The following is a 12,517-nucleotide window of genomic DNA, read 5'->3' on the forward strand; positions in this document are numbered from 1 at the left end:
GGAGGACGCAGATGGAGATCCCGACCACCCTATGGACCGGCGGCCTCGCGCCGGACCAGGATCTGGTGCTGCCGGCGCCGCCACAGGATCCCGAGATGCGCGAGAGCGTCTCGGTCTGGCTGTTCGACGATGCCGGCCGCTTCGCCTTCCCGCGCATGGGGATCGAGGCCGAGGGCCACAGTTGGGACAACCGCCGCGTCCAGGGCAATTTCGCCTTCGCCGACGGGCGCGTGCTCAACGGCGCGGGCATGGGCGCGGCGCATGCGCCGACCGGCCCCGACGGCGAGCCCACCATCTTCGGCGCCGGCCCGATCCGCTTCCGCTGCGTCGCGCCGTTCCAGCGCTGGACGATGCACTGGCACGGCCCCGCGCGCGACGGCAGCGTCGAGCAGCAGATCCACGGCGGCTTCGGCGCGGGCGGGACGACGGTCGACGTCGCGCTCGACGTCGAAATGGAGATGGTGACCCCCGCCTGGGTGCAGGACAATGCCACCGACACCAGCCAGATGAGCGAGATCGAGCAGGCCAATGCCGCCGCAATGGGGCTCGGCTACCGGCTCGAACATCATTTCCTCGCAACCGGCAGCTATAGGGTCGGCGGCGAGACCTTCGCCTTCTCCGGACGCGGCACGCGCATCCACCGCCAGAGTGTCCGCAGCCTCACCGGCTTCTTCGGCCATTGCTGGCTGTCGGCGGTGTTCCCCAATGGCGACGCCTTCGGCTGCATCGCCTATCCGCCGCGCGAGGGCAGCGGCGACGCCTACAGCTATAATGACGCGATACTGTTCAAGGGCGGCCGGATGATCCCCGCGAAGATCGCCAAGGCGCCCTTCCTGCGCCGGATCGTGGCGCAGGGCGACGACGTCACGGTCGAGCTCGACTCCGAACTCGGCCGCACCGTGATCGCGGGCCGCACCGCGCTCTCGACCTTCCGGATCGGCAATCCCGACATCGGCGGGCTCAACCTCCAGCAGAGCGGCGCGCTGTTCGAATGGGACGGCCAGCAGGCCTATGGCATGGTCGAGCGATCGACCCACGAGAGCCTCACCACGATCGGTTGAGGATGGGACACGGATGATGAAGAAGGCCCTGTTCGATCCCGACGCCTGCACCCTAGGCACGCGCTATCCGCCGCCGCACGACGCCCCCTGCCGCGGCCGCAAGAGCTGGTCGCTGACCCGGCAATTCGGCCTGACCCAGTTCGGCGTCAACCGCGTCGAGCTGGCACCCGGCAGCTGGTCGACCCAGCGGCATTGGCACCGCACCAACGACGAGGTCGTCGTCGTCGTGTCGGGCGAACTGACGCTGGTCACCGACGACGGCGAGGAGGTGCTGGGGCCTGGCGATTGCGTCGCCTTCCGGATGGACGACGCCAACGCCCACCATCTCCAGAACCGCAGCGACGCACCCGCCATCTTCTTCGACATCGGCGGCCGTGACATGTGGGACGTCTCGACCTTCCCGGATTGCGGTTTCGTCGCCAAGCCCAAGATGGAGATCGCGTTCGAGCCGATCCGGCGATGACCGCCTCGATGCGGCTCTATTATTTCCCGACGCCCAATGGCCGCAAGGTCAGCATCGCGCTCGAGGAGATGGGGCTGCCCTATGAGATCGTGCCGGTCGACATCCTCAAGGGCGAGCAGCACCGGCCGGACTTCCTGGCGATCAGCCCCAACAACCGCATCCCCGCGCTGGTCGACGGCGACGTCACGCTGTTCGAGTCGGGCGCGATCCTGCAATATCTCGGGCGCAGGAGCGGACAGCTCTATCCCGCCGACGAGGCCGGCCGCTGCCGCGTCGACAGCTGGCTGTTCTGGCAGATGGCGGGGCTCGGGCCGATGGCGGGACAGCTGAGCTGGTTCACCCGCGTCGCCGCCGCACCGGACCGCGATCCGCGCGACGCCAGCTATGCCAAGCATTGCTATCTCAAGGAGGTGACACGGCTGTACGGCGTGCTCGAGCGCCAGCTGACCGGCCGCGCCTATCTGTGCGACGGCTATTCGATCGCCGACATCGCCTGCTGGACCTGGGTCGACCAATATCATGCGCAGGTCGGCGGGCTTGCCGGCTTCCCGGCAATCGCGGCCTGGCACCGCCGCCTCGCCGCGCGGCCCGCGGTCCGTCGCGGCCTGACCGTCTGGATGCCCGCGACCGCGGCGGATTGATCCAGGCGCGGGCTCCAAAAGCCGGTTGCGGGAACGCGATCAGCGCTAGCACGTTGTTCGGCGACCGAATTGCCGCTGCCGTTGTCCTCCTTTAGAGGGTCGCGTCCGTCGGAATGGACGGCCGGATTCTTTCTATGTTCTCAGGGCGGGCGAAGCGTGGGCGAGACGATCAGCGTTGATTTGACCAATTGCGATCGCGAGCCGATCCACATCCTGGGCGCGATCCAGCCGATCGGGTTCCTGCTCGCGCTGACCTCGGACTGGATCGTCGCGCGCGCCTCGGCCAATGTCGGCACCTTCATGGGCCATGCGCCCGAGGCGCTGATCGGGCGCCCGCTCGCCGAGATGCTGCCGCCCAAGGCGGTGCACGACCTGCGCAACCGCACCGCGATGCTGCGCGGCGCCGACGCGGTCGAGCGATTGTTCGACTTCGACCTGCTCGGCACCGACAAGCGTTTCGACGTCGCGGTACATTTCTCGGGCGGCCAGGTCGTGATCGAGGCGGAGCCCGCCTCGGGCGAACATGGCGATGCGACCGGCATGGTCCGCTCGATGATCACGCGGCTCGATCTCAGCCCGGACATGCCCGCCTTCTTCCGCGAGGGCGCGCGCCAGGTCCGCGCGCTGATCGGCTTCGACCGCGTGATGGTCTACCGCTTCCACGGCGACGGATCGGGCGAGGTCGTGGCCGAGGCATGCCGCGCCGGCATCGGCAAATTCCTGGGGCTGCGCTATCCGGCGAGCGACATCCCCGCCCAGGCCCGCGAACTCTATCGCCGCAACCTGCTGCGGATCATCGCCGACATCGACGCCGCACCTGTGCCGATCCTGCCGGCGCGCGACGAAGCCGGCCAGCCGCTCGACCTGTCGCTGTCGATGCTGCGCTCGGTGTCGCCGATCCACATCGAATATCTGCGCAACATGGGCGTCGGCGCGTCGATGTCGATCTCGATCATCGTCGAGGGCAGGCTGTGGGGGCTGTTCGCCTGCCACCATTATGCGCCGCGCTGCCCGACCTTCGAGCGGCGCTCGGTCAGCGAGCTGTTCGCGCAGATGTTCTCGATGCGGCTCGAAAGCCGCGAGCGCCAGGAGACCGTCGAGTTCGAGCGCCGCGCGCGCGACATTTCCGACCAGCTGCTCGGCGCGGTCGCCTCCAACGAGATGCTGCTCAAGGACCCCGACTGGCTCGGCGACATCCTGACCAACGCGATCGAGGCCGACGGCGTCGGCGTGTGGATCGCGGGCAACCACGCCTTTTCGGGCGCAACGCCGCCCGAGGAGGATTTCCGCAAGATCATCCGCGCGCTCAACACGACGGCGGCCGGCCAGGTTTATGCGACCGACCATATCGCCTCGCTGGTGCCGGGCGCGGAGGACTTCGCCTCGTCCGCCGCCGGTCTGCTCGCGATCCCGATCTCGCGCTCGCCGCGCGACTATGTCGTGCTGTTCCGCGCCGAACTGGTGCGTTCGGTGCGGTGGGCGGGCGATCCCCACAAGCCGATCGACTATGGCCCCAACGGCCCGCGACTGAGCCCGCGCGAAAGCTTTGCGGAGTGGAAGGAGCTGGTCGAAGGCCATAGCCGCCCGTTCACCGCGTCCGAACTGCGTGTCGCCAAGACGTTGCGCGCGACGCTGATCGAGGTCGTGCTGCGCCTTGCCGACGAGGCCTCGAGCGAGCGCCAGCAGGCAAGCGCGCGGCAGGAACTGCTGATCGCCGAGCTCAACCACCGCGTCCGCAACATCCTCGGGGTGATCCGCGGGCTGATCCGCCAGTCGCAGCCGACCGACGATGCGGTGCGCGAGTTCGTCAAGGTGGTCGACGGCCGCATCCACGCGCTCGCCCGTGCGCACAACCAGATCACCGACGATCATTGGGGCCCGGCGCCGATGCAGGCGCTGATCGACGCCGAGGCCGGCGCCTTCCTCGACGAGCCCGACCGGATCGTCACCGAGGGCACGCCGGTGATGCTCAACCCGCAGGCCTATTCGACGATGGCGCTGGTCGTCCACGAACTCGTCACCAACTCGACCAAATATGGCGGCCTGTCGGTGCCCGGCGGCCATGTCCGGATCAGCTGGGAGCGCAATCCCGCCAATGATCTCGTGCTCAGCTGGCAGGAATATGACGGCCCGCCGGTCAGCCCGCCGACGCGAAAGGGCTTCGGGACGACGATCATCGATCGTTCGGTGCCCTATGATCTCGGCGGCGCGGCCGAGATCGCCTACAAGTCCTCGGGGGTCGAGGCGCGCTTCCGCATCCCGGGCCGCCACGTCTCCGACGCCAAGCCGGGCGCCGCTGCCGCCGCAATCCGCTATCCGCGCTCCTCGCCCGGCCATCCCCAGCCGGCACCGCACCAGATGCTGGCGGGCCGCGACGTCCTGCTCGTCGAGGACAGCCTGATCATCGCGCTCGACGCCGAGGACATCGTTGGCCGGCTCGGTGCCGCGACCGTCTCGACCGCGGCGACGATCGAAGGCGCGCTCGACCTGATCGAGGAGACCCGCCCGTCGGTGGCGATGCTCGACATCAATCTCGGCGACAGCACCAGCTTCGCGATCGCCGACCGGCTGGCGAGCCTCGACGTGCCGTTCCTGTTCGCGACCGGCTATGGCGAGCAGGCGCAGCTCCCCCCGCAGCATCGCGGCCGGACGGTGGTGCAGAAGCCCTACATGCTCGAGAATGTCGCGCGCGCGATGGACGAGCTGCTGGGGATGCACGAGGGCGTGGGGGGGAAGGGTTAGCGCCCGCATCAACACCTCCCCGGCACGGGGAGGGGGACCGTTCGCGCAGCGAAGGGTGGAGGGGCGGAGGCGGGCGTGACGCCGCTACCTGCGGTCCCGTCGAGACGTGGTCTACCCCTCCACCACCGGCTGCGCCGGCGGTCCCCCTCCCCCTCCGGGGGATGAATGATCAGCCGCCGCCGTCCCGCAGCATCCGCTCGATCCGCACCGCCAGATCGTCGACCGCGAACGGCTTGGTGAGCACCTCCATGCCGCGCTCGATATGGCCGTGGTTGAGCACCGCATTCTCGGCATAGCCGGTGATGAACAACACTTTCAGCCCCGGCCGCAGCACCCGCGCCGCATCCGCGACCTGGCGGCCGTTGAGCCCGCCGGGCAGCCCGACGTCGGTGATCAGCAGGTCGATGCGCTCGCCGCTCTGGAGGATGCGCAGGCCCGCGGGGCCGTCGGCCGCCTCGATGCAGGCATAGCCGCGTTCCTCGAGCGCGTCGGCGACGAGCATCCGCACGGTCGGCTCGTCGTCGACGATCAGCACCGTCTCGCCCGCACCGGACGCCGCGGCGGTCGGCGCTGCATCCTGCTCGGCCGCCTCGTCCGCCTCGCCGGCATGCCGCGGCAGATAGATGCACACCATCGTGCCCTGGCCGAGCTCCGAATAGATGCGGACATGCCCGTTCGACTGGCGCGCGAAGCCATAGACCATCGACAGGCCTAGCCCGGTCCCCTCGCCGATCGGCTTGGTGGTGAAGAAGGGATCGAAGACGCGCTTGAGATTCTCCTTGGCGATGCCGGTGCCGGTGTCGCTGACGCAGACGGTGACATATTGGCCGACGTCGAGCCCGCGCTCGGCCGCGGCATGCTGGTCGAGCCACTTGTTGCCCGTCTCGATCGTGATCTTGCCGCCGTCGGGCATCGCGTCGCGCGCGTTGATGCACAGGTTGAGGATCGCATTTTCGAGCTGGTTGGCGTCGACCAGCGTCGGCCACAGCCCGACCGCCGCTGCGGTCTCGACCGCGATCGACGGGCCGACGGTGCGCTGCACCAGCTCGACCAGCTCGGACATCAGCCGGTTGACCACCACCGGCTTGGGCGACAGCGTCTGCCGCCGCGAGAAGGCGAGCAGCCGGTGGGTCAGCGCCGCCGCGCGCCGCGCCGCGCCCTGCCCCGCGGATAGATATTTCTCGACGTCGGCGGTGCGACCCTGCGCGAGGCGGATGCCGACCATTTCGAACGAGCCCGAGATCCCGGCGAGCAGATTGTTGAAGTCGTGCGCCAGCCCGCCGGTCAGCTGGCCGACCGCCTCCATCTTCTGCGCCTGGCGCAGCCCGTCCTCGGCGTCGCGCAGCCGCGCCTGCTCGCGCAGCCGGTCGCTGACGTCATAGGCGAATTGATAGGCACCGACCTGCCGGCCCTGCTCGTCGCGCAGGATGCTCGCGCGGATCTCATACTGGCCGGACGTGCGTGTCGGATCGCCGAGCTCGACGATCTCGGTGAACTCCTCGCCGGCGAGCACGCGCGTCCAGCGGTCGCGGATCGCGACCAGGCTCTCGGGCTGGTCGACGAGCAGATCGAGCAGACAGTCGCCGACCTGCGGCGCGACGCCGAACAACCGCTCGAACTCGCGCGCCGCCGCCCCGTTGATCGCCAGCCAGCGATAGCGGGTGTCGAGGACATGCACGAACGCATCGGTGCCCTCGACGATGTCGGCGAGCAGCTTGCGCTCCGCCAGCGTCTCGGCGACGCGCGTCTCGAGCGTCGCGTTGAGCCGGACCAGCGCGAGTTCGGCACGACGCCGCGGGGTGATGTCCTGGAACAGCACCGCGACCTGGCGGCGGCTCGCCGGCTCGATCCGGAAGGCGGAGAGCGACAGATAGCGGCCGGTCGCCTCGAGCTCGCGCTCGAAGCGGATCGGCGTGCCGGTGGCGAGCACGCTGCCGTAGCGCGCGACCCAGTCGTCGGCCTCGGCGGGCACCATGTCGCGCACCTTCTGCCCGACGACATCGGGGATGCCGGCGTTGCGCGCATAGGCGGCATTGGCCTCGACATGGACATAGTCGCTGAGCGGGCCATGCGGTCCGTCGACGAACTCGATGATGCAGAAGCCCTCGTCCATCGAATCGAACAGGGTGCGATAACGATCGTCGCGCTCGCCGCGCAGGCGGGCCGCCATCCGCAGGTCGAGCTGCGCCATCACCTGGCGGGCGAGCACCTTCAACGTGCGCTGCTGCAGTTCGGTGAGCTGCTTGGGCGCCGTGTCGAGCACGCACAATGTGCCGATCGCATGACCCTCGCGCGTCTTGAGCAGCGCGCCCGCATAGAAGCGCAGCCCGGAGTCGCTCGTCACCAGCGGATTGCAGGCGAAGCGCGGATCGGCGGTCGCGTCGGGGACGAGCATGAACTCGTCCTCGAGGATCGCCTTGGCGCAGAAGGACGTCTCGAGCGGCGTCTCGCGCACGCCCAGCCCGACCTCGGCCTTGAAGAACTGCCGCCCCTCGGCGATCAGATTGACCACGCCGATCGGCGCGCCGCAGATGTCGGCGGCGAGCTGGGCGACGTCGTCGAACATCGCCTCGCGCGGGGTGTCGAGGATGTCGTAGCGGTACAGCGCCTCGAGGCGACGCGCCTCGGCATCCTGCGGGCTGGTGTCGTTCATGCGTGTCGGGTGCCCGTCATCTTCTGGCCGCTCGGCCGGCGACTATATCAGATGCCCCGAATGCGCCATCGCCGCGAAGGTTTCATGGTTCAGGCGCCAGCGCGAGCAGCGCGAAGCTCGCCAGCCAATGCTCGCCCATATAGTCGTCGGCGAGATGCGGCAGCGCGGCGGCGAGATGCGCGGCGGCCGCCGCCTCGGCAATCGGCGCGATCGCCGGATGTGCTGCCGCGAGCGACCGCCAGCACCAGGCGCGGCTGAGGTTGAGCCCGTCGAGATGCGCGATCTTGCCGTCGGACCGGTCGGACACGGTGGCGGGCGTGAACAGCGTCGCGGGGTCGCGGTGCAGGGTGCCGGGCAGGAAGCCGTCGAACCAGGCCGCGAATTCCGCCGAAGGCAGCACCCGGCTCATCAGCAGCGCCTCGGTGAGCGCGGGGGACAGAAATTCGTCGCCACCCGGCTCCCACGCCTGACTGCCGCGATCCCCGGCGAACCATGTGTGCGCGCACGCGTCGATCAGCGCCAGCAGCGCCGGGTCGCGCGTCGCCGCCCAGTCGCGCGCGAGCACCAGCGCAAAGCTGCTGTTAAAATGCGTGCCGACGCGGATCGGATAGGTGAGCTTGGGCAGATGCGCGCGAAAGCGCGCGGCGAAGGCCTCGGCGAGCGGCGCCAGCGCGTTGGCCCAGTCCGCGTCATGCCGCGCCGCCTCGTCGTGCAGCGCGAGCAGCCACGCCCAGCCATAGGGCCGCTCGAACCCGGCGGTGCCGGGGCGATCGAGAAAGGCGCGTTCGCCCGCGACCTTGTCGGCGACGAAGAGCGCATCGGCGCGGGCCCGAATCTGCGCAGCCTCGGGCATGGCGGGGAACAGCCGCGCGAGCCGCAGCAGCTGCCACCAGCCGTGCACGCAGCTGTGCCAGTCATAGCTGCCGTAGAAGATCGGGTGGAGCGTCGACGGCGTCGCCAGATCCTCGGGGCCGAGCAATGTGCGGAACTCGACATTGGGATATTCGCGGCCGACATGGCCGAGCGTGGAGGCGGCGAAGCGCGCCGCCATGGTCTGGTCGAGGGTGGTCTGGTCGAGGATCATGCGAAGCCGAACAGATAGAGCAGCGCGATGTTCACGCCGAGCAGCGGCAGCGCGGTCGCGACCTGCTGGCGGATCACCGCGTTGCGGTCGCTGAGACCCAGCAGCGCGGCCGGCACGAGATTGAAATTGGCGGCCATCGGCGTCATCAGCGTCCCGCAGAAGCCGGCGAGCATGCCGACCGCGGCGACCACCGCGGGATCGCCGTGGTGCGCGCGGATCAGCAGCGGCAGGCCGACGCCCGCGATCATCACCGGGAAGGCGGCGAAGGCATTGCCCATCACCATCGTGAACAAGGTCATCCCCGCCGCATAGGCGAGCACCGCGCCGAACAGACTGCCCTGCGGGATCGCGCCACCGACGAGCTTGCCGACGACGTCGCCGACCCCCGCCACCGCGAACACCGCGCCGAGGCTGGCGAGCATCTGCGGCAGCACCGCCGCCCAGCCGATCGTGTCCATCAGCCGCAGCCCCTCGACGAACGGGGCCGCGGGGCGGGGTCGCAGCCAGGCATAGCCGACGGCGAGCGCGGCGAGCACGCCCAGCGTCAGCGAGACGAGCGTCGCCTGCTTGGGATCGACCAGAACGGGCAGCGCGCGGAATGCGAGCGTGCCGAGCAGCGCGGTCGCGGGGATCACCAGCGCCGCCAGGAAGATCGCGTTGCCGCGCGGGTGTGACGCCTCCCCCTCGGGCGGCGAGACGCGCGTAAGCAATCCCGACGCCGCGATGCCGACGAGTCCCAGCACCAGCACGCCGTTGCCGATGTCGCCGATCCGGTCGCCGGCGAGGAAGCTCGTCGCGAGCAGCGCGTAGAAGCCGGCATGGCCGAGGCGGCGCGCGCGCAGGCTGAGTGCCGCGAACAGCAGGAACATCGTCCCCGCCACGGCATAGACCGCGCCCAGACCGATCACCGCCGCCGCCCCAGTTTCCGGTCGAGCCACAGCAACCGCGTGCCATGGATCAGGAATGCCGCGACCGCGCTCGGGATCGCCCAGACCGAGAGCTGGAACGGCATCAGCTCGATGCCGTAGCCCGCGAGCACGCCCTTCATCAGCAGGATCGAGCCCAGCGCGATGAAGATGTCCTCGCCGAAGAACAGCCCGATATTGTCGGTCGCCGCGGCAAGCGCGGGGATGCGCTCGTCACCCTCGGCGGCGGGGCCGGCTTGCGCCTCTGCGGCGGCGACCGCCATCGGGCCGAGCAGCGGCCGCACCGTCTGCGCCGGCCCCGCGATCGAGATCAGCCCGAGCGCCGCGGTGATCTGGCGCAGCAGCAGATAGCCGAGCAGCAGCCGCCCGACCGTCGCGCCGCGCATCCCTGCGACGACAGCGCGCGCGCGCTGCTGCAGGCCGTGGCGCTCGAGCAGGCCGACGACGGGCAGCACCAGATAGATGACGGTCACATAGCGGTTGGCATTGTACGCCTTGCCGAAGGCGGCGAGGATCGCGAGCGGCGTCATGCCCGCGGCCAGCCCGGTCACCGCCGCCGACACGATCACGACAAGCAGCGGATTGAAGCGCAGCAGAAAGCCCGCGACGATCACGACGATTCCAGCCAGCACGAGCATCAGCGCGGCGTCCGTATGTCGCCGTCCGGCGACGGGCCGTATCCGCCGCCGCCGGGCGTCTCGATCACGAACACATCGCCCGCCGCCATCTCGACCGAGGCGGTCGCGCCCAGCGTCTCGATGCGGCCGTCGACGCGCTCGACCGAGGTCGCGCCCAGCCCGCCCGGCGCGCCGCCCGCCAGCCCGAACGGGGGCACGCGGCGGCGGTTCGCCAGGATCGCGGCGCGCATCGGCGCCAGAAAACGGATCCGCCGCTCGGCGCCGTCCCCGCCGTGCGACGCCCCCGCCCCGCCCGAGCCGCGGCGGATCGCGAAGCGCTCGACGAGCACCGGGAAGCGCGTCTCGAGCACCTCGGGGTCGGTCATCCGGCTGTTGGTCATGTGCGTCTGCACGACGTCGGCGCCGTCGAAGCCCGGCCCCGCGCCCGATCCGCCCGCGATCGTCTCATAATATTGGTGCGTCGCGTCGCCGAAGGTGAAATTGTTCATCGTCCCTTGCGCGCCCGCCATTGCGCCCAGCGCCCCGAACAGCGCGTCGGTGATCACCTGGCTGACCTCGACATTGCCCGCCACCACGGCGGCCGGATAGCGCGGGCTGAGCATCGAGCCCTCGGGGATGACGATCGTCACCGGCGCCAGGCAGCCGTCGTTGAGCGGCACCGCCTCGTCGAGCAGCGTGCGCATCACATAGAGCACCGCGGCGCGCACCACCGATCGCGGCGCGTTGAAATTGCTCGGCTGCTGGTCGCTGGTGCCGGTGAAGTCGACCAGCGCGCTGCCCGCCGCCGCATCGACCGAGACCGCGACGCGGATCACCGCGCCCGAATCCATCTCATAGGAGAAGCTACCGCCCGTCAGCCGGCCGATCAGCGCGCGCACCGCCACCTCGGCATGATCCTGGACGTGGCGCATATAGGCCGCGACGACGTCGCCGCCGCGATCCGCGCACAGTCGCAGCAACCCTTGCGCCCCCCGCGCACAGGCGGCGACCTGCGCCTTGAGGTCGGCGATATTCATGTCGACCGCGCGCGACGGATAGGGCCCCGAGCCGAGCAGGTCGCGCACCGCATCCTCACGGAAGGCGCCGGCGTCGACCAGCAGCAGATTGTCGATCACCACCCCCTCCTCCTCGACGCTGCGGCTGTCCGAGGGCATCGAGCCGGGGCTGGTGCCGCCGATGTCGGCATGGTGACCGCGCGCGGCGACGAAGAAGGACGGTGTGTCGCTTCCGGCGAAGACCGGCATGATCACCGTGATGTCGGGCAGATGCGTGCCGCCGTCATAGGGCGCGTTGAGCGCATAGACGTCGCCCGGCCGGATGCCGCGCCCATCGGCCCCCGCCCCGCGTCGCGTCCGGATGGTGCGGATGCTCTCGCCCATCGAGCCGAGATGCACCGGGATGTGCGGCGCGTTGGCGATCAGATGGCCGTCGGCGTCGAACAGCGCGCAGGAGAAGTCGAGCCGCTCGCGGATGTTGACCGACGAGGCCGAATGCTGGAGCGCCGCGCCCATCTCCTCGGCGAGCCCCATGAACAGCCCCGAGAAGATCTCGAGCCGCACCGGATCGACCTCGCAGCCGCCGCCCGCCGCGTCCTGCAGGGGGACGTGACGGCGGAGCAGCAGATTGCCCTGCGCGTCGGCGGTCGCCTGCCAGCCGGGCTCGATCACGGTGGTGGCGTTGGCGTCGACGATGATCGCGGGGCCGGCGATGCGGTCGCCGGGCGCGATGCCCTCGCGCTGGTGGACGGGCGCGCGGTGCGTCGCACCCGCCATGAACGTCTCGGCCTCGCCGACCGGCGGTGCGCTGCGGGTGGCGGGCGGCGGCAGGTCGATCGCGGGGGTCGCGACGATCGCCTCGGCGCCGAGCCGCTCGACGATCAGCCCGGCGCTGCCGGCAAAGCCGAAGCGCGCGCGGTGCGCCGCCTCGAACACGGCGCGCATCGCGTCCGCCGTGTCGAGCGCGACGTCGATCAGATGATCGGTGCCGACGTAGCGCAGATGCGCGCGCGTCTCGACGCGGATCGCGGCGGGGTCGAGCCCCTCGGCGGCGAGCGCGGTGCGCGCCTGTTCGCCGAGCGCCTGGGCCGCTGCGGCCAGCGCGGTGGCGTCGTCGATCGGCTGCGCCAGCGTCTGTTCGCGCAGCGCCCGGCGATCCGCGAGCCCCATGCCGTAGGCGGAGCGCACGCCGGCGAGCGGGCGGATCATCACCGGCACCGCGATGGACGCGCACAACAGCTTCGACGCGCCGAACGTGGTGACGCCGCAGCCATTTACGGGCGCGCAGGTGACGGGCGGGACGATGACCGTGAC

The 12,517-nt window shown here is 70.2% G+C and carries 8 protein-coding genes and 2 pseudogenes; 5 read left to right on the forward strand and 5 right to left on the reverse strand.

Annotated features, from left to right (window positions below; genetic code table 11):
• The first annotated feature begins 11 nt into the window (after positions 1-11).
• The 4 genes from Q0326_RS00905 to Q0326_RS00920 all read left to right on the forward strand — a co-directional run bounded on the left by Q0326_RS00905 (position 12) and on the right by Q0326_RS00920 (position 4,907).
• Entirely contained in the window at positions 12-1,061 is a 1,050-nt protein-coding gene (locus Q0326_RS00905; protein WP_298686117.1) for a hypothetical protein, read from the forward strand.
• Positions 1,062-1,074: 13 nt separating this feature from the next.
• Positions 1,075-1,524 (forward strand): cupin domain-containing protein, encoded by a 450-nt coding sequence (locus Q0326_RS00910; RefSeq protein WP_298686119.1) that lies wholly within the window; start codon positions 1,075-1,077, stop codon positions 1,522-1,524.
• Positions 1,521-2,165: a glutathione S-transferase N-terminal domain-containing protein gene (locus Q0326_RS00915; RefSeq protein ID WP_298686121.1), complete on the forward strand. Its 645-nt coding sequence runs from the start codon at positions 1,521-1,523 to the stop codon at positions 2,163-2,165. Before Q0326_RS00910 ends, Q0326_RS00915 begins: the two co-directional genes overlap by 4 nt.
• Positions 2,166-2,321: 156 nt before the next feature.
• Positions 2,322-4,907: an HWE histidine kinase domain-containing protein gene (locus Q0326_RS00920; protein WP_298686123.1), complete on the forward strand. Its 2,586-nt coding sequence runs from the start codon at positions 2,322-2,324 to the stop codon at positions 4,905-4,907.
• A gap of 169 nt (positions 4,908-5,076) precedes the next feature.
• Here the strand turns inward: Q0326_RS00920 and Q0326_RS00925 are convergent, their stop codons facing one another.
• The 5 genes and pseudogenes from Q0326_RS00925 to Q0326_RS00945 all read right to left on the reverse strand — a co-directional run.
• Positions 5,077-7,560 carry an ATP-binding protein gene (locus tag Q0326_RS00925; protein WP_298686125.1) on the reverse strand — a complete coding sequence of 828 codons (2,484 nt, stop codon included), beginning with the start codon at positions 7,558-7,560 and terminating at the stop codon, positions 5,077-5,079.
• A gap of 82 nt (positions 7,561-7,642) precedes the next feature.
• Positions 7,643-8,644, reverse strand: a complete 1,002-nt coding sequence (locus Q0326_RS00930) for a DUF2891 domain-containing protein (RefSeq protein WP_298686127.1) — start codon at positions 8,642-8,644, stop codon at positions 7,643-7,645.
• A complete protein-coding gene (locus Q0326_RS00935) occupies positions 8,641-9,552 on the reverse strand; it encodes a DUF979 domain-containing protein (RefSeq protein ID WP_298686129.1) in 912 nt (303 codons plus the stop codon). The genes Q0326_RS00930 and Q0326_RS00935 overlap by 4 nt, the downstream gene beginning before the upstream one ends.
• Positions 9,549-10,208, reverse strand: a complete 660-nt coding sequence (locus Q0326_RS00940) for a DUF969 family protein (protein WP_298686131.1) — start codon at positions 10,206-10,208, stop codon at positions 9,549-9,551. The genes Q0326_RS00935 and Q0326_RS00940 overlap by 4 nt, the downstream gene beginning before the upstream one ends.
• A pseudogene (locus tag Q0326_RS00945) lies at positions 10,208-12,442 on the reverse strand (hydantoinase B/oxoprolinase family protein); the annotation flags it as partial. The gene Q0326_RS00940 and the pseudogene Q0326_RS00945, both read right to left, overlap by 1 nt.
• On the opposite strand from Q0326_RS00945, the pseudogene Q0326_RS00950 reads away from it, so the two are divergent.
• A pseudogene (locus tag Q0326_RS00950) lies at positions 12,399-12,517 on the forward strand (alpha-L-arabinofuranosidase C-terminal domain-containing protein); the annotation flags it as partial. The pseudogenes Q0326_RS00945 and Q0326_RS00950 sit on opposite strands and share 44 nt — an antisense overlap.

The organism is uncultured Sphingomonas sp., assembly GCF_937859915.1.
GTDB lineage: Bacteria > Pseudomonadota > Alphaproteobacteria > Sphingomonadales > Sphingomonadaceae > Solisphingomonas.

Excerpts from the sequence above, each read along its gene's own strand:
- Q0326_RS00925 (WP_298686125.1), bottom strand. The coding sequence starts at position 7,560 with ATGAACGACACCAGCCCGCAGGATGCCGAGGCGCGTCGCCTCGAGGCG.
- Q0326_RS00915 (WP_298686121.1), top strand. The coding sequence starts at position 1,521 with ATGACCGCCTCGATGCGGCTCTATTATTTCCCGACGCCCAATGGCCGC.
- Q0326_RS00905 (WP_298686117.1), top strand. The coding sequence starts at position 12 with ATGGAGATCCCGACCACCCTATGGACCGGCGGCCTCGCGCCGGACCAG.
- Q0326_RS00930 (WP_298686127.1), bottom strand. The coding sequence starts at position 8,644 with ATGATCCTCGACCAGACCACCCTCGACCAGACCATGGCGGCGCGCTTC.
- Q0326_RS00910 (WP_298686119.1), top strand. The coding sequence starts at position 1,075 with ATGATGAAGAAGGCCCTGTTCGATCCCGACGCCTGCACCCTAGGCACG.
- Q0326_RS00940 (WP_298686131.1), bottom strand. The coding sequence starts at position 10,208 with ATGCTCGTGCTGGCTGGAATCGTCGTGATCGTCGCGGGCTTTCTGCTG.